This window comes from Rubinisphaera margarita (genome assembly GCF_022267515.1).
Lineage (GTDB): Bacteria > Planctomycetota > Planctomycetia > Planctomycetales > Planctomycetaceae > Rubinisphaera > Rubinisphaera margarita.
The window spans coordinates 916,088-934,457 of the sequence record NZ_JAKFGB010000009.1 but is presented as its reverse complement, the minus strand read 5'-3'; the positions used below and the strand labels follow the sequence as shown (position 1 = coordinate 934,457).

At 58.6% G+C, this 18,370-nt stretch carries 11 protein-coding genes; 8 read left to right on the top strand and 3 right to left on the bottom strand.

What is annotated here, in order from left to right:
- Positions 1-214: 214 nt before the first annotated feature.
- Together L1A08_RS06975 and L1A08_RS06970 are read left to right on the top strand one after the other, a co-directional pair.
- Complete coding sequence (locus tag L1A08_RS06975) at positions 215-6,388, top strand: MG2 domain-containing protein (protein WP_238755593.1); 6,174 nt, start codon at positions 215-217, stop codon at positions 6,386-6,388.
- A 305-nt stretch (positions 6,389-6,693) separates the two neighbouring features.
- Complete coding sequence (locus L1A08_RS06970; protein WP_238755592.1) at positions 6,694-7,041, top strand: hypothetical protein; 348 nt, start codon at positions 6,694-6,696, stop codon at positions 7,039-7,041.
- Positions 7,042-7,439: 398 nt separating this feature from the next.
- Here the strand turns inward: L1A08_RS06970 and L1A08_RS06965 are convergent, their stop codons facing one another.
- The 3 genes from L1A08_RS06965 to L1A08_RS06955 form a co-directional block, all read right to left on the bottom strand.
- A complete protein-coding gene (locus tag L1A08_RS06965; RefSeq protein WP_238755591.1) occupies positions 7,440-7,892 on the bottom strand; it encodes a cyclic-phosphate processing receiver domain-containing protein in 453 nt (150 codons plus the stop codon).
- 572 nt (positions 7,893-8,464) lie between these two features.
- Positions 8,465-8,881, bottom strand: a complete 417-nt coding sequence (locus L1A08_RS06960) for a hypothetical protein (RefSeq protein ID WP_238755590.1) — start codon at positions 8,879-8,881, stop codon at positions 8,465-8,467.
- A 129-nt stretch (positions 8,882-9,010) separates the two neighbouring features.
- On the bottom strand, positions 9,011-10,438 hold the full coding sequence (locus L1A08_RS06955) for a phytoene desaturase family protein (RefSeq protein WP_238755589.1): 1,428 nt from the start codon (positions 10,436-10,438) through the stop codon (positions 9,011-9,013).
- Between the two features lie 384 nt (positions 10,439-10,822).
- Between L1A08_RS06955 and L1A08_RS06950 the strand changes: the two genes are divergently transcribed.
- The 6 genes from L1A08_RS06950 (at position 10,823) to L1A08_RS06915 (ending at position 18,297) form a co-directional block, all read left to right on the top strand.
- On the top strand, positions 10,823-11,908 hold the full coding sequence (locus tag L1A08_RS06950) for an alpha/beta hydrolase (RefSeq protein WP_238755588.1): 1,086 nt from the start codon (positions 10,823-10,825) through the stop codon (positions 11,906-11,908).
- 157 nt (positions 11,909-12,065) lie between these two features.
- Complete coding sequence (locus L1A08_RS06945) at positions 12,066-14,669, top strand: PVC-type heme-binding CxxCH protein (RefSeq protein WP_238755587.1); 2,604 nt, start codon at positions 12,066-12,068, stop codon at positions 14,667-14,669.
- 207 nt (positions 14,670-14,876) lie between these two features.
- Entirely contained in the window at positions 14,877-15,131 is a 255-nt protein-coding gene (locus L1A08_RS06940) for a hypothetical protein (RefSeq protein ID WP_238755586.1), read from the top strand.
- A 14-nt stretch (positions 15,132-15,145) separates the two neighbouring features.
- Positions 15,146-16,171, top strand: a complete 1,026-nt coding sequence (locus L1A08_RS06930) for a DUF1559 family PulG-like putative transporter (protein WP_315860567.1) — start codon at positions 15,146-15,148, stop codon at positions 16,169-16,171.
- Positions 16,172-16,688: 517 nt separating this feature from the next.
- A complete protein-coding gene (locus L1A08_RS06920; RefSeq protein WP_315860566.1) occupies positions 16,689-17,717 on the top strand; it encodes a DUF1559 family PulG-like putative transporter in 1,029 nt (342 codons plus the stop codon).
- Between the two features lie 112 nt (positions 17,718-17,829).
- Positions 17,830-18,297, top strand: a complete 468-nt coding sequence (locus L1A08_RS06915) for a carboxypeptidase-like regulatory domain-containing protein (RefSeq protein ID WP_238755585.1) — start codon at positions 17,830-17,832, stop codon at positions 18,295-18,297.
- Positions 18,298-18,370 lie beyond the last annotated feature (73 nt).

Below are 18,370 nucleotides of genomic sequence, written 5' to 3'. Positions count from 1 at the left end.
AATCCTATCCCCGCAGTCGGCTCACAATCGTTTTCCAGAAGAAAAGCCGGGAACAATCGGGCGAGCCGCCGCGTCTCAAGAGGTGCCGATTGTGAATTCGGCATGACTTCTGACCAGAACGGTCCTCCCATCTCTAAACTCCGGCTCGCGGAATCGCTATCCTGTGAGGCAGGAGACTTATGTGCATTCGCGCAGCTTTTCGAAGGATTGATTCATGCAACGGTTGGTGTTTCTCGCGGGCATTCTCGGCCTTTCGCTCGCGACCGTCTTTCTTCGCGGTGAGGAACCTGAGGTGACCGATCTTAAATCTCAGGCCGACCAGCTTTATCAAGACGGCAACTACAACGAGGCCCGGCAGAAATATCGCCAGCTCGTGCTGAGAGATGACGCGACGCAAAAGCAGATTCACGACGGGCTCTACCGCTCCGTCGAATGTATGCAGCGACTCGACCGCATCGATGAAGCCGATGCGTATCTCGAAGACGTGCTCAAAGCTCATCCGAAGACGTGGCACGTGCCGGTCTCGGTCGCCGGCGTCTATCAGACAATGCCGCATCATGGGTTTCTCGTCGAAGGCGAGTTCAAACGGGGCAACCATCGCGGCTCGGACGGCGCTCAGTATGTCGATGCCAGTGAGCGCGACCGCGTGCGTGCCCTGCAGTTGCTGCAGGACGCCATGTCGATGATCGAACAGGCCTCCCGTGAAGACCGGGCCAGATTCTATCTCGACTTCTCGCAGGCAATCATGGCTCATCGCGGCTCTCCCCAAACGAGCTGGGAACTGCAGTCGCTGACCGATCTTTCCACGCTGCCAGACTACGAGAATCAACAGCGGTGGAATCGCTTCGGCCTAGGCCCCGGAGGAAGTGGCACGCAGGGCGCTCCAGTGGACTTCGAAGGCAACCCCATTGCCTACGGCGTTCCGGCTTCCTGGGAAGAGGCAAAGAACGATGGCGAACGCTGGCGATGGCTGCTGGAGCAATCCCGGAAGTCGGACGAGAGCTTCACGAACAAGGTGATGCTGCGACGGGCGGAGTTCGCTCTCTCCCAGTTTGGCGTGCAGACACTCGGCGGTTTTCCCGGCCTGTTCGGTGGTTCGAAGAACGATGAAGAACTCGATCAGGAGACCGCTCCGTTCAACGTGCGACTGCTGGAGGAAGATGAGACGATCGCTCAGCTCGCCACCGGAGTGAAGCGATTCCACTTCCCGGAAGAATACGATCCGATCGCCATCTTCGGCGTCGTCGCCCAGGCGGAAAGAACGACGGAAGGGCAGCAGGCCTTGAGTCAGCTGGCTCAGATCTTCGAGAACCGGCTGCAGTATCCGCGAGCGGTCGAGTACTGGCGAAAGCTGCTCGAAGTGGCTCCGAAAGATCAGAAAGCCGACATCGAAGAACGCATCCGTCAGATCGTCGAGCCCTGGGGACAGTTCGAGGGAGTCAATGTCGAACCAGCCGGCGAGCAGGTCAAGATTCCCTTCCGCTTCCGCAATGGCGAGTCGATCGCCCTGCAGGCGTACGAACTCAAGTATGAGTTGCTGCTCGAGGATGTGAAGGCGTATCTGAAGTCGAATCCCCAGAAGTGGAACTGGGATCTGGCCCAGATTGGCGACATCGGACATCGCATCGTCGTCAACAACGAAACGAAGTATCGCGGCAAGTCGGTCGCGAAATGGAACCTGAAACTGGAGCCCCGCGAGAAGCACTTCGACCGGCGGATTTCCGTGGAAGCTCCGCTGAAGAAAGCGGGAGCGTATCTGCTTGTCGGGACGATGAAGGACGGCAACACGTCCCGAATCGTCGTCTGGCTCGATGATCTCGCGATCGTGAAGAAGCCGCTCGATGGCAAGGAATGGTACTACGTGGCCGACGCCCGCACGGGCGAACCGGCAGCCGGTGCCCGTCTCGACATGTTCGGCTACAAGGTCAACTACCGTGGAAACCGGCCGCCGCAGGTCAGCGTTTCCGAGTTCGCCGACAAGACCGATGCCGAGGGCCAGCTGATTCTCGGGGAGAAGCTGCTCGAACGCGATTTGAGCTGGCTCGTCACTGTGAAAACGAACGATGGCCGCGTGGCCCATCTCGGTTTCGATCGCATCTGGCGGAACAGCCGCCACTGGGATCGCTTCAACCAGGTGAAGGTCTATGCGATTACCGATCGTCCCGTGTATCGGCCCGACCAGTCTGTGAAGTTCAAGTTCTGGGTCCGCCGGGCCAACTTCGAAGCCGACCAGGAATGCGAGTTCGCCGGCCAGAAGTTCGAGGTGATGATCACCGATCCTCGCGGCGAGAAACTGCTGGAGAAAGAATTCACGGCTGATGAGTTCGGCGGCTTCGATGGCGAGATCAAGCTGCCGAAAGACGCCGTGCTCGGGAACTATGTCGTTTCCATCCCCTGGAAAAACGGACTCGGCGGAGCCGGAAACTTCCGCGTCGAGGAATACAAGAAGCCCGAGTTCGAAGTGACCGTCGATGCTCCCGACAAACCGGTGAAGCTCGGCGAGAAGATCACGGCAACGGTCAAGGCGAAGTACTACTTCGGCGCTCCGGTCGCCAATGGATTCGTGAAATACAAGGTGGAACGATCGAGCCACACGTCCCGCTGGTATCCGGTGGAGCCGTGGGACTGGTTGTATGGCAACGGCTACGGCTGGACCGGAAGCGATTACCACTGGTATCCCGGATTCCACAACTGGGGCCTGTCGCGGCCGACGCCCTGGTGGTGGCCGCATCGAGCCGATCCACCCGAGTTGATTGTCGAGAACGAAGTCCCGCTCAATCCCGACGGGACCATCACCATCGAAATCGATACCGAACTCGCCAAACAACTGCACGGCGACGAGGATCACCGCTATTCGATCACCGCGGAAGTGGTTGATGAATCGCGGCGGACCATTGTCGGCACCGGTTCGGTCCTCGTGGCTCGGCAGCCGTTCGAGGTCTACACCTGGCTCGATCGCGGCTACTACAACGTCGGCGATGTCGCCACGGTGAGTGTGAAAGCCCAGACCATCGCTCAGAAACCGATTCAGGGTCCAGTCGAACTGAAGCTGCTGCGAATTACGTACGACAAGGACGGCAAGCCGACCGAAACCGAAGTCGAGAGCTGGTCGCTGAAGACGAATGCTCAGGGCACGGTCGAGCAGAAGTTCAAAACGGCTCAGCCCGGACAGTACCGCATCTCCTGCAGCGTGACCGATGCCGAGGGCAACACACGCGAAGGGGGAACGGTCTTCACTGTTCGCGGCGAGAAATCGGGACTGGCCGACTTCCAGTTCAACGATCTGGAAATCATTCCCGACCGCAAGACTTATCAGCCGGGCGAAACCGTCAAGCTGATGATCAACACGAACCAGGAGAACTCCACCGTTCTGCTGTTCGTGCGTCCGAGCAACGGCGTCTACCTGCCGCCGCAAACGTTGAAACTCAACGGCAAAAGCACAGTCGTCGACATCGGCGTCAAAGCCGAAGACATGCCGAACTTCTTTGTTGAAGCGATGACGATCAGCGGAGCCGAGGTGTATCAGGAAGCTCGCGACATCGTCGTCCCGCCCGAGAAGCGGGTCATCAATGTTGAGGTTCAGCCCTCTTCCGAACGCTATCTTCCCGGCGAAGAAGCGAAGGTCGAACTGATCCTGACCGACCACGACGGCCAGCCGCTCACCGGTTCAGTCGTGATGACGGTTTACGACCGCAGCGTCGAATACATCTCCGGCGGGTCGAACGTCGGCGACATCCAGGCTCACTTCTGGAAGTTCCGACGGTCGCATCATCCGACGCACCGCTCGTCGTTACAGCGAGGCTTCTACAACATCCTGAAGCCCGGCGAAAAGCATATGCAGTCGATCGGATTGTTCGGCGATCTGGCCGCTGATATGGAGCCGGAAATGCTCGGCGTCGAGATGGAAGGCTTCGGTATCGGTGGAGGCGGCGGGGGTCTTCGCGGTCGCATGATGCTGGGCGACGCCCCCGCACCGGCGTCCGCACCCATGTCGAAAATGGCCGTTGACGGAGCGGTCGCCGAAGACGCCTCGGGTGAAGAGTTCTTCGCACAGTCGCAGACGCCCGAATTCGTCCAGCCGACGGTTCGGACCGAATTCGCCGATACCGCTTACTGGGCCGCGAACATCACGCCGGACAAGAACGGACGGGCCACCGTGTCGTTCCCCATGCCGGAAAACCTGACCGAATGGAAGCTGCGAGCCTGGTCGGTCGGCGAAGGGACCCGTGTCGGCGAAGGCACGGCCAGTGTCGTCACCGCGAAGGATGTTCTCGTGCGTCTGCAGGCTCCGCGATTCTTCGTGGAGAAAGACGAGGTCGTTATCTCGGCCAACGTTCACAACTACCTGAAAGACGCCAAGTCCACCCGCGTGGAGATCAAGCTCGAAGGGGACACTCTTTCGCCGCTCGATGAAATCTCTCGCATCATCGACATTCCCGCCAACGGCGAGGTCCGCGTCGACTGGCGAGTCAAAGCAACCGCCGAAGGTCAGGCCGTCATCACGGTTCAGGCCCTGACCGATGCCGATTCGGACGCCATGCAGATGACCTTCCCGGTTTACGTGCACGGTATGCTGAAGACCGACTCCTACACCGGCGTGATTCGTCCGGATGATCAGACGGGCAGCTTCGAGATCAACATTCCGGAAGAACGTCGTCCTGAGCAGTCGGAGCTGATTGTCCGCTACTCGCCCACACTGGCCGGAGCTCTGGTCGATGCGATTCCGTATCTCATCGATTACCCGTACGGCTGCACCGAACAGACGCTGAACCGCTTTGTGCCGGCTGTGATTTCACAGAACGTGCTCATAGAACTCGGCGTCGATCTCGAAGCGATCGAGAAGAAACGAACCAACCTGAACGCTCAGGAACTCGGCCCAGCCGACGAACGAGCCGCTCAGTGGAAACGCTATGACCGCAATCCCGTCTTCAGCACGCAGGAGATGGAAGAGATCGTGAAAGTCGGCGTCAAACGTCTGACTGACATGCAACTCTCCGACGGCGGCTGGGGCTGGTTCTCCGGCCGTGGCGAACACTCCGGTCCACACACTACCGCGACCGTGGTGCACGGGCTGCAGATTGCCGAAGCGAACGGAGTCGTTCTGCTCGAGGGCGTGCTGCCACGGGGCGTCGAATGGCTGAAGAAGTACCAGGAAGAACAAATTCGCCTGCTCAAACGGGGCGAAGCGAAGAAGCCGAAGCCTCCGTATCGGAATCATGCCAACGACATCGACGCCCTTGTCTTCATGGTGCTCGTCGATGCCGGCGTTCACAACGAAACGATGCAGGACTACCTGTACCGCGATCGGACGAAGCTCTCGATGTACTCGCTGGCCATGTTCGGCCTGTCGCTGCACAAGCTCGATGTCCAGGACAAACTCGACATGGTGCTGCGAAACATCGAGCAGTACTACGTCGAAGACCTGGAGAACCAGACCGCGTACCTGAAGCTGCCCGCCGGCTACTCCTGGTGGTACTGGCATGGCAACGAGATCGAAGCGAACGCCTACTACCTCAAGCTGCTCACTCGAGTGGACCCGAAGGGGGAACGGGCATCGCGACTCGTCAAGTATCTGCTCAACAACCGCAAGCATGGCTCTTACTGGAACAGCACACGGGACACGGCTCTCTGCATCGAAGCGATGGCCGAGTTCCTCGAAGCCTCCGGTGAAGTCGAGCCCGGCATGACCGTGCAGATTCTCGTCGACGGCGTCGAGAAGAAGAGCGTCCAGATTACAAAGGACAACCTCTTCGACTTCGATGGCACCCTCGTGCTCAAAGGCGAGGAACTGACGACCGGCAAGCACACGATCGAATTCCGCAAGACCGGCCGTGGCCCGCTCTACTGGAACGGCTACGCGACCAGCTTCACGCTGGAAGATCCGATCACGGCAACCGGCCTCGAACTCAAGGTTCGCCGCTCGGTTTACAAGCTTGTCCCGCAGAAAGACGCCACGGCCAATGTCGCTGGCTCTCAGGGACAGGTCGTCAACCAGAACGTCGAGAAGTTCGACCGCGTGGAACTGAAACCGGGCGATGAAGTCGTGAGCGGAGACCTGATCGAAATCGAACTCGGCATCGACAGCAAGAACGACTACGAGTACATCCTGCTCGAAGACTTCAAAGCCGCCGGCACCGAACCGGTTGATGTTCGCAGCGGCTACATTCCCGAAGCGAACGGAGCCTATGTCGAGTTCCGCGACGAGAAGGTCGCCTTCTTCATGCGTCGCCTCGCTCGCGGCACCAGCAGCATGAAGTATCGCCTCCGGGCAGAAATCCCGGGAACCTTCTCGGCTCTGCCGACCATCAGCTACGGCATGTACGCTCCGGAACTCAAAGCGAACTCCGACGAGTTCAAACTGACGATCGAAGAACTCGTTCGCGAGTAATCCGCGATCTTTCTGCTCTCTCAGACCCTCCTCGTCAACACGGGGAGGGTTTTTCTTTTGCGCCCGGCGTTGCCCCGTCGTCTGATCGTTCCCCGATCGTAAAGGACATGAATCGTTCACAATACGTTGCTCGCCCTGCGAACTGAAGCGACCACAAGCAGAAAAGGCTCGGGTTTTACTGCGGATTCCCGTTGTTTGCAGACCACCCTCGCCTTTCGGCACGGGAGATGCATCAGGCCCCTTCGCGATACAGCTCGACCATCGTGGAAGGGCCTGAACGAACTGACTGATTGAGGAGCGCTCTGATGGCGACCAAAGCAAAGTATTACACCGACGACGACATGAGTGCCTGGGACCGGGTCAAGAAGGCCTTCGCCAACGACTGGGAACAGACGAAAGCCGACTTCGGCAGCGACTCAGCCCGCGACATGGATCAGGATGTTGACGATACCGTCAAGCAAATGGCCGGCTCCGACGACGCCTTCGAGAATCGCGAACAGGCGTTCCGCTTCGGTTACGCCGCCCAGCGACATTACGGCAAGACCTACTCCAGCTGGAACTCCGAACTGGATACGAAACTCCGCAGCGATTACGACGGCGACTACGACGCCGACCGTCGTTACATCCGCCACGCGTACGAATACAAGTACTAGGAACAGGGGCAGTGCTCGACACTGCTTCGCTTCGGTTGACCGCGAGGGGCAATATCCCCAAGAGTGCGGAACACGAACAGGCTGATCCTCGAATCGCCGGACTCGTTCGCTTCCCTCACCAGCGGTTACAGCCGAACCAGATTCCGGGGCATCCTCGCGATGTCCCCGGTTTGACGCCGTCGGTCAGAAACAGCCTGACCGGCGGTTCTTTTTATTTTCGGCCACCGAACAACGCACCGAGTTACGTTCTCGGGACGGAGACTTTCAGAGCACCGACTTCTCTCTCCACGCGAGTGACCTGCTTCCTGTGACTTCGTCACTCAGACGCACGCGTCTGAGCCAACCCTGTTCTGCGGTTACGCGGCTTCGGTGGCTGGCCCGTTAATCCGGAGTCCGTCTCAATCGCGTGCGTCGGCATCGTTCTCAAGCAGACCTCGCACAGCCCCGATCCAATACCGCGTCATCCATCGTGTTCCCGGGAACGGAATCACCCGTTCGATCCGCCATCCCGCCAGGCCGAGAACGTCGAGCATGTACTCGACCGCCCAGGTGTTGGTCGAGTGGATCACAATGGGAAACCTCGGCGGCCGCGTCGCCAGCCAGTCCGCGACTTCTCGACCTTCACCGCAATCCTGAGTGGTACCATCCGGCATAGAACGGAGTGGCAGATCGTTGTCGAGGGCCATTCCGACCACCTCATCGAAGTGCGACTCCAGCCAGGACGTCATTTCCCCCGCATGTTCAAAGAAGGCGAGTTCGTATTGAGGGAAGTGCTCGACGAGCAGCGGCCGAAAATGCGCGATCCGCTCGGGATCATCCTCAAGGACGGCAATCGTCCGCCGACTTGGCATGGGGGGCTTCTCCAAAGAGCTCCGAGTCGTTCCCGGGTGGCCCCGAAAGATTCTCACGGGGCGGCGCAGCCGTGGGCGAAGTGGGATTGGACGGCTCAGTACGATAGCGTGATTTCAGCACAGGTCCGGGCGAGAAGCAAGACCCTAATCAGGCCACATCAAACGGCATCCTCCTACGGCTGCGCCGCCCTGATAGCGGAGCTATCACGGCCACCCGCGGGCGAGAAACTGAGCCCGCTGCGCAAAAGTCCCGGAAACGGGGGAGTTATGGACTTTTGCGCAAAACACATGGCATAGAGTAGGTCACGCACTGCCTGACGAGAAATCGACACAGCTCGAAGAAGCCGCGCCAGGCGGTGCCTGACGTACGGGACTGAAATCAACGGATGAAAGTCTTGGTTTGTGAAGAAGGCAAAATTCGCGACAAGGTCTTATTGCAAAGAAAGATTATGCCGGCAAATAGCGTAGTTTCAGTAATGCATCCAAAGCTGCACGCGCCTGCCATAAAACAGAGGGCACAAAATGGCATAACGCAGCAAAACGACATAACCCAAATCGGAACGGGAGACTGATCATTCATTGCCTCCTCCGTTACCGATCTTCTCGATAAACTCTTTAGTTTGTCTTGTCGCTGCTTCAAATAACCCTGGAATGTGCTGAAGCATGTTTACACGCTCTTCTGCACTCCATTCTTCAAATGGCCGAATACTACAGATAGACGTCTGCTCGTAGTTTGAGCGATCTTCGTCGTAATTAACAATGCAGAATCTCTTCGACCCGTTGATTTTTCGCCATTCCAACGCGGAATAACGTTCTGGCATGAACTCGTTATAGTCGAAGACGAATTCGATGCTACACGGGATAGGAAGCCCCTTAAGGTGCTCAGCGATTGATTCCCATTGTCGATCGAGCCGTTGATACGCAGCTTCAACGTCAGGTCGAAGTGCCTCGAGAGGCGCAGAGAGCGTGCGAAGATCTAGATTGGCCATTTCGGCAACCTTTCTACTCCGTCAGGAGTGTGAATGAATTATGCCCGTCAGGGCACATTTCCGCTGTCAGCGGTCGAAATAAGTATTGCGCAGGCACAATCAGTTTTCAAGTCCAGAATTCTCGCAAAGCTACACAGTCGCCTCTTTTGGCGTCAGATACTTATCCACCTCGTTCGCCACGATCACGCCGTAGTTCACTGCGCCCAGCCAGCCGGACATGATGATGCCGACGGAGCCGGCGTGGTGGAGGCCGTGGATCTGGTGGGGGAGGGTCTGGCTGACTTTCAGGCCTTCGAACTTGGTGCCGAACGAGGCTCCGTGCATGTGGCGGGTGTAGTGCTTGAACGTTCGTGGCGTCGCCGCTTCGACCCAGTCGAGTTTCTCGCGGATGTCCGGGACGTATTGCTCCAGGCAGTCGATCGTGGTGTCGCAGAGCTCCTGCTTGTCCTTTTCGTACTGCTCTTCCGACAGGTTCGCCCAGTCTTCGTAGCGGGCGTTGGTCGACGAAACGATCAGCCAGCGGTCGGAGCCGGGGCGGGTTTCCGGGTAATAGAACGAGAAGGTCCGGCTGCTGACGTCCTTGCTGAGCATCGCGTCGATGTCGAAGCCGCGGTGCTCGGAGTGGAACAGCAGGTCGCCGCAGTAGTCGAAGCCGACGCCCGGCTTGAGGCCGAAGTAAACCTGGCAGCTGCTGTTGTTCACACGGACCGCTTTGGTTTCCTCGACGAACGCCGGATCGAAATTCTCTTCGCCAACCATCTTCAGAATCGTCGACTTAACGTTCGAGTTCGACAGCACGGCTCGGCAGCCAATGCGTTTGCCGTTCACGACCACGCCGGTGACGTTGCGATCCTTGTCGACTTCAATCTTCTCGACCAGCGAGCGGATGCGGAGATCGACGCCGTTGCGGAGCATCTCTTCCTTCATCTGCAGCACGAGCGCATCGGTGCCCCCCTGGAAGGTATAGACCCCTTTACTCATGAAGTTGGAGAAGACGATGCCGTAGGTGATGGCCGGGTCATCCAGAGTAGACCCGTTGGCGTAGGTGATCGGCTCCATGAGCAGACGGACGACATCATCGCGGCCGGGGAAGAACTTGTGGAACAGCTCCCGGGTCGTCATCGACTGGTCGTCGTAGAAGTTCATGCTGCGGGCGGTGTCGAAGAAATCGTTCACAGCCTGCGGCTCGACCTGAAACTTCTCGATCAGCAGTCGGGTAAAGTCTTCGCGGTTGAAGGTCGTTTCGAGCGAGAACTGCGGATTCTCGAAGCGGATTCCCTTCAGCTGCACGATCTTGTCGGCAATCTCCTGCGTCCAGTACTTCCGGCAACTCTTGATCATCCCATGCGGAAAGCCGTGCAGGGAGATATCGAAGATGTGCCCGCCGCGACGCTTGAACCAGGTCGCCATGCCGCCGAGCTGGTAATGATGTTCGAGCAGCAGCACGGAATAGCCGGCTTTGGCAAGGACGTTGGCTCCGGTGAGACCGGCCAGTCCGCTGCCAATGACAACAATATCGTAGGAGTCGCGGGCTCCCGCGAGAAAATCTTTAGCCATGAGATTTCAACAGATCGACGAGAAGAGATGCGAATTGCAATTCAGGCGTTCAGGTGACATGATAATGCCAGCCGCAGCCGCACGCCCGATTGTAGAACGGAAGCGGCGAGAGTGACAGTCTGACGTTCTGCCGGATTGTCGCAGCTGTGCCGGGCCTGGTTGTCAGGTAAGACATGGATGGGTGGCCCCGAGAGATTCTTTTGGGGCGGCCCAGCCGTTGGCGAAGCGGGATTTGACGGTGTTGACTGGTCGGCGAGAATCCAATCATCGATTGAGAGCATCCAGGTCTCACTGCGTCTTTCAACGACTTCGCCGCCCTGATCGCAGAGCTGACAGAGCCACCCCGCAGCCCCCAAACAATTCCTTGCGTGCCGAGAGAAAGTCATGCTGAAAATGCGAAAGTCCCTCCGATTCTGCCTGCTGATTCTGGCCACGTTGTTCATCGGCGGTTCCATCGCCCATGCTCAGACGCCCGCTCAGGTGCAGCGGCTGCTGGAAGAGGTGCAGAAGCGGTTCCCGGAAGCGGACGCCAATGGCGATGGGACGCTCACTGTCGATGAGGCCAAGGTCTATTACGCCCGGTTGAAAGCCGAGCATGAGCGGAAAAAGGCGATCCAGCGTCGCGGACAAATCAAGCCGACGCATGCCAACGTCCCTTATGGCCCGGCCGATCGCAACCGGCTCGACCTGTGGCTGGCCGATTCCGACAAGCCAACGCCGCTCGTCATCTATATTCACGGCGGCGGATTCGTGGCCGGCGACAAGGAGTCGATCGCGCCGCAGCTGATTCGCGAGGCTCATGAAAAGGGCTGGTCGGTCGCGTCCATCAATTACCGTTTCGTGAATTCAAGCATTATGTTCCCGGCTCCTCAGCAGGATGGAGCCCGAGCGGTGCAGTTCCTCCGGCACAACCGCGAGAAGTACAATCTCGACCCGGACAAGTTCGCCATCTATGGCGGCTCAGCCGGAGCGGGGATTTCGATGTGGATCGGCTACAAAGACGACATGGCCGACCCCGATGCGAAGGACCCGGTGCTGCGGGAGTCGACTCGCGTGGCGGTTGTCGGCTCGATCGGCGGGCAGTCGTCTTACGATCCGTTCGTCATCCGCGACTGGATCGGCGGACAGGCTCATGCTCATCCTTCGATCTACATGGTCTACGGCGTGAAGACGCTGGAAGAACTGACAAAGCCGGAACTCAAGTCGCTCTACAACGAAGTCTCGGCGATCAACCACGTCACCGACGACGACCCGCCCACCTTCATGTTCTACAGCGAAGCCGACCGTCCGCTCCCCCCGAACGCCCGTCCGGGACAGGGGATTCATCACCCGATCTTCGCTCACAAACTGAAAGAGAAGCTCGACGAAGAAGGCATCCCGGCGGTCTATCGGCACGTCTCAGTGCATGGACGCGATTTCGTCGGCCCGTTCCTGGAATTCGTGGAACGCGGGTTTGCGCAGGGACGCTAGAATCCGTTCGGTACCCGGTGTGCGCCCCCGATAGTCCGGCCTTTTTCCCTGAATTCCGATGGTTGCCTTTGACGGAGCCATCTGGAATAATCGATGGATGGTGATCACACCTCTTCTACACTCCACGCTTTCACGTCTCAGAATTCCCGGGAAGCTTATGAAATCGCTGAATATCCTCGCCCTCCTTACGGCTCTCTTTCTGGCGACGGCTTCGGCCCCCGCAGCCGAACTGGAGCTGAAACAGGGAGACAAGATCGTGCTCATCGGCAACACGCTGATCGAGCGGATGCAGTACTTCAACCACTTCGAAACCGCCCTGCACGAGCGGTTTCCCGAGCATGAGCTGGTCGTCCGCAACCTCGGCTGGTCGGCCGATGAGCTCAAGCTGCGACCGCGTTCGCAGGACTTCAACGATCACGGGCATACGCTCGAAGATCACCAGCCGGACGTCATCATCGCCGGATTCGGCCTGAATGAATCGTTCGCCGGAAAAGCCGGGCTGGAGAAGTTCAAGAACGATCTCCGCAGCGAAATCAAGACGTGGACCACGACAAAGTACAACGGAGAGTCGGCTCCCCGCGTGCTGCTCTTCTCGCCGATCGCCAGTGAGAATCTCCCCGAGCGGAACATGATGATCGGGGATCGGAACAACGAGAACATCGAGCTGTACACCAAAGCCATGAAGGAAGTGGCCGAGGAAACCGGCGTCGGATTTCTCGATCTGTATCGTCCGTCGCGGCGGCTGATGAATGCATCGAAAGAACCGCTCACCTTCAACGGTGTGCACCTGACCGATGGCGGCTACGAAAAACTGGCTCCCATCATGATCGACCGCATCTTCGGCAAGAGCAGGACGAAGTCGAACATCGACCGCGAAGCTCTGCACGCAGCCGTGGCTGAGAAAAGTCTGCAGCACTGGTACGACTATCGAGCCGTGAACGGCTTCTATATTTATGGCGGACGCAAGAAACCGTTCGGCGTCGTCAACTTCCCGGCTGAGTTCGAGAAGCTCCGCAACATGGTCGCCGTGCGCGATGCCCGCATTCATAAGATCGCCCAGGGCGAACAGGTTCCGGACAAGATCGACGACAGCGGCACCGGCGAGTTTGTCAATGTCGAAACCAACATCACGTTCGATCTCGAAATCACCTCACCCGAGGCTTCGCTGAAGACATTCAAACTGCCGGACGGTTTCGAAGCAAACCTGTTCGCTTCGGAAGTGGACTTCCCAGATCTGCAGAACCCCTGCAAGTTCACCTTCGATGGCAAAGGCCGACTGTGGGTCTGCACGATGCCGTCGTATCCGATGTATCTGCCCGGCGAGCCCGTCGACGACAAGATTCTGATTCTCGAAGACACCGACGGCGACGGCAAAGCCGACAAGCAGACGATCTTCGCCGATGGCCTGCACCTGCCGACCGGCTTTGAACTCGGCGATGGCGGCGCCTATATCGCCCAGCAGCCGAACCTGATCTTTATGAAGGACACCGATGGCGATGATGTCGCCGATGAGAAGCGAATCGTGCTGCACGGCTTCGACTCGGCTGACTCGCACCATTCGATCTCCGCCTTCACCTGGGGCCCGGACGGAGCCCTCTACTTCCAGGAAGGAACGTTCCACCACACCCAGGTCGAAACCCCGTACGGTCCGGAACGCTGCGTAAATGCGGGCGTTTATCGTTACGAGCCGAAGACGGAGAAGTTCGAGACGTTCATCTCGTACAACTTCGCCAACCCCTGGGGACACACCTTTGATGAGTGGGGCCAGAACTTCGTCGCCGACGCTTCTCCGGGAGCGAACTACTTTGGAGCCGCCTTCTCCGGACAGGTCGACTATCCCGACAAGCACGGCCGGTTGAAGCAGTTCCTGGTCAAGCAGTGGCGTCCGACCTGTGGCTGCGAATTCGTTTCGAGCCGAAATTTCCCGAAAGAAATGCAGGGCGATTATCTGCTCAACAACTGCATCGGATTTCAGGGAACGCTTGAGTATCGCATGAAGGACGAAGGTTCGGGCTTCCACGCCGATCCGGTCGAGCCGCTGCTGCAGTCTTCGGACCGCAACTTCCGCCCGGTCGATCTGCAGTTCGGCCCGGATGGCGCACTGTATGTTCTCGACTGGTTCAACCCGCTGGTCGGTCACATGCAGCACTCGGTTCGCGACCCGAACCGCGACTCTCAGCACGGCCGCGTGTGGCGAATTCGTCACAAGTCGAAGCCGCTCGTCACGCCGATGGTTGTCAGCGGCAAGCCGGTTCCGGAACTGCTCGAAAACCTCGACACTTATGAACAGCGGGACCGTTACCGCATTCGTCGTGAACTGCGAAACCACAAGACCGAAGAAGTCATCGCCCACGTGAACAACTGGTTGAAGGGGCTCGACCCGAATGCCGAGTCGTTCGCCCGCCTGCAGCTGGAAGGTCTCTGGATTCACCAGCAGCACGACGTGGTCGATGAATCGCTGTTGAAGCAGGTTCTGCAGTCGAAGGACCCGCGAGCCCGAGCCGCGGCGACTCGCGTCCTCAGCTACTGGCGAGATCGCGTCGAGAACCCGCTCGCTCTGCTCGAAGCCAGCGTCAACGATGAGCACCCCCGTGTGCGACTCGAAGCCGTCCGGGCCCTGAGCTACTTCCACGGCGACGACATCCTCCCGGCTCTCGAACTGGCCGCCGAATCGCTGATCCACGAACAGGACGACTACCTCGAGTACACCCTGAACGAAACCATGGGCACGCTCGACAAACGCCTGAACGCCGGCAACTAACGCCGGACCAACAGAACCGACACCTCAACGGCAGTGGATTCCCTTCCACTGCCGTTTTTGTCGTTGATCCCCAGCAAGCCCCGCCCCCTACTCCAGTGGACTCCTCCAGCTAAGGGCCCTCATCCCAACCCGAAGCGTCAGCGAGGGAATTCAACGTCACTCGTACAACCGGGCCCTCGCTCACGCTTCGGGTTGAGATGTCGCGCCATGGACGAGACTTCTTCAAGACCGGATGATCTCACGACATGGGACGATGATGGCGCTGCCTCTTGTCGCTGGTGCGACCTTGCCGCGCCGCCACAGCCGGCCGCGGCTGCAATCGATTCGGGCATGCCTGCCAGAGGATTAGTCAGCCCGTTGGCCGGAAACCCCTACGAAATCGTCAAAAAGCCGTCTTTTCGTGGTTCGGACTGGGATTTGCAAAAGCTGCAATCATCATCTCTGTCCAATTCTCGTTCTTGAAAGGACACGTCACTATGAAGTTTTCGCGAAGAGGGTTTACACTAATCGAGCTTCTTGTCGTGATCGCGATTATCGCCATTCTAGTCGCTCTGTTATTGCCAGCCGTCCAGCAGGCTCGTGAAGCCGCCCGTCGCAGCAGCTGTAAGAACAACCTGAAACAGATCGGCCTGGCCCTTCACAACTACCACGACACCTTCAGCGTCTTCCCGTACAGCACCTCCGCAGATGGATCGGTCACAGCCAACAGTTCTGCGAACACCGCGAACTCCACAGGGTTCACCTTGAACCACCGCGGCTGGGTCGGACTGCTGCCGTATCTGGAGGAACCGGCCCTCTTCGACAAGTTCGATCCACTCTACCCGGCCGGAGCTCACCGCAGATCGGGCGGCACCGCTCCCGCTGCTCTCGTCCAGCCGGAAGCGACCATCGCCAGTAGTGGAAACGCCGAGGTCGTCAGCACGCTGATCGATACGCTTCTGTGCCCGTCCGACAGTGGTAACAATCGCTACACCGGCACCTCGGCCAGCTACGCGGTTTATCCGACGGCCAATGCCGATGGCTACCCCGGAGCGAAGACGAACTACGACTTCTCCGTCGGTCGCTACAGCAGCAGCACAACCGTCTGGTCCTCGTGGGGACTCACGACTCGCCGGATGTTCGGCCTCTACTCAGCCTGTCGCATGCGGGATGTTAAGGACGGAACAAGCAACACAGTCATGGTCGCCGAGACGACTCTCGATGTGAAGAACGGCGTCGGGCAGACCTGGGGCTATTCCAAATGGGTCGGCAATGGTGTCGATCTGGCTTCTTCAAGTGGCATCAACAACTTCAGCATCTGCTGCAGCTGGACAACTCCGCCGAACCAGAATGATTCCAAGACGCAGCTGAAAGACTGGGGACTGGTCGGGAGCCTCCACAAAGGGGGAGCCCAGGCCGTTCTCGCCGACGGATCTGTTCGCTTCCTGAGCGAGAACATGTCGGCAACCACCCGGATCAATCTCGCCTACATGGCTGATGGACAGGTTCTCGGCGAGCTTTGATTCTCCGCAAAGGCGTCGCAGGTTCTCCAGTCTCACGCGGCCAGGGAGACCGCGGGGTTCGAGCAAGTTCGCATGCCCGCGCGGGAGTTCGGCTGAAACTCACGAAAGCCCTTTGCCTACGGGGGAAACTGGCTGGTAAACCGGATGTGTCCAAGAGAGCTGGGTCAACAACTGCGCTGTCGGACTCAGAAGTCCTCGCCACGACACATAAAATTCCACTTACGTATATTGCAAGTTGGAAGAAAAGGATATAGTCTGCAAAGGTCATGGAACTGCAGCGAGAACTCTGATTGCTGCGACATTCTGTCGTTCCATCATTCCAGGTTTTTTCAACGATCGTGCAGCGAACCCATTCGTGCATTTAACTTCAGGAATCTCGCTGGCGAAATCGCCTGCGGAATCTCATAGCGGCGCTGATTTCCCCAGAACGCGGTCCTCGCGTATTCAGACCCGGATTCGCGAAGCGTTTTGAGGCCACTACCTGTCTTCTTAAGTTTTATTGAAAGGCACGGGGTCGATGAAGAAGTTAAAAAGAGGTTTCACGCTGATCGAGCTTCTCGTAGTGATCGCGATTATCGCGATTCTGGTTGCTCTGCTCCTCCCGGCTGTCCAGCAGGCCCGGGAAGCGGCCCGCCGAAGCAGCTGCAAAAACAATCTGAAGCAGATCGGACTGGCGCTTCACAACTACCACGACACGCACAACGTCCTGCCTTACAGCACCTCGGCGGATGGTGCGATCACCGCGAACAACTCGGCAAACACGGCCAACTCGACGGGCTTCACTTTGAATCATCGCGGCTGGCTTGGCCTGTTACCTTATCTTGAACAGCCGGCTCTATTCGATCTGTTCGACAGTTCGGTCCCAACGGGGGCCTATGTGCGTTCCGGCAGTGGGACGACCCCCGCTCCGCTGGTGAAACCGGCCGCGACAATCGGCACGAGCGGAAACGGCGAAGTCGTCAGCACGCTGGTTTCCACGCTCCTCTGTCCCTCAGATAACGGCCGGAACCGTTATCAGGGCGGCTCAGCGAACTACGCGGTCTATCCCGGAGCCGCTGCTGCGGGTCACGAGGGAGCCAAAACGAACTACGATTTCTCCGTCGGCCGCTACAGCAGCAGCACAACCGCCTGGCCGGCCTGGGGATTGACGACCCGGCGGATGTTCGGCACTTACTCCGCCTGCAAATTCCGCGACGTGACCGACGGAACCAGTAACACCGTGATGGTCGCCGAAACCACGCTCGACGTGAAAAACGGCGTCGGACAGACGTGGGGTTACTCCAAGTGGGTGGGCAATGGAGTCGACCTGGCTGCATCGGCCGGCATCAACGACTTCAGCGTCTGCTGCAGCTGGACGACGCCTCCCAATCAGAACTTCTCCCAAACGCAGCTCAAGGACTGGGGACTGGTCGGCAGCCTGCACCAGGGAGGCGCCCAGGCCGTTCTAGCTGACGGCTCTGTCCGCTTTCTGAGCGAGAATATCGACGCCTCCACCCGGGTGAATCTCGCCTATCTCGCCGATGGACAGGTCATCGGGGAATTTTAGCCAACCGCGGCTGAAAGCTTTCTCAACACGTTCTTTTCTATCGATCCAGGGCGACGGGGGCGATTCATCTCGCCCTCGTCCCATGATTCTTCAAGGTTTCAGGTCTGCACTGATGACACGACAAATTCCACGTACTGCATCTCATTTTTGTGGTCTCGTTCTCTGCCTGTTCGGTGTGCTCGGATGCGGCGGAGGTGACAACGTCGAAATTTCCCTGCTGCCCGTCACCGGGACGGTGCTCGCAGACGGTCAGCCGGTCGCGAATGCCGCGGTCACGTTCGCACCTTACGGCGCCCAAGTCGGTCGCCCGGCGTACGGACGAACCGATGAGTCTGGAAAGTATGAACTCGCCTTTGTCGATGGTCGCCCGGGCTGCCCGCCGGGAAACTACATCGTAACGATCTCCAAATTCGCTCAGCCTGATGGCTCGGCCTTCCCGGCAAACGTGCCTCCCGAGGAGCAGACCGCGATCGGCGTTGAACACATTCCGCCTCAATACAGCGACCCGACAAAAACCAAGCTTCTCGCGGAAGTGAGTCCTCAAGGGGGCGACATCCCCTTTGAGATCAGCATGAAATAATCGAGTCCACCAGAGTGGGTGACTCAACGAAAATTCGCGAATTACGTCCCCTGAATGGGCCGGCCGGAAACCG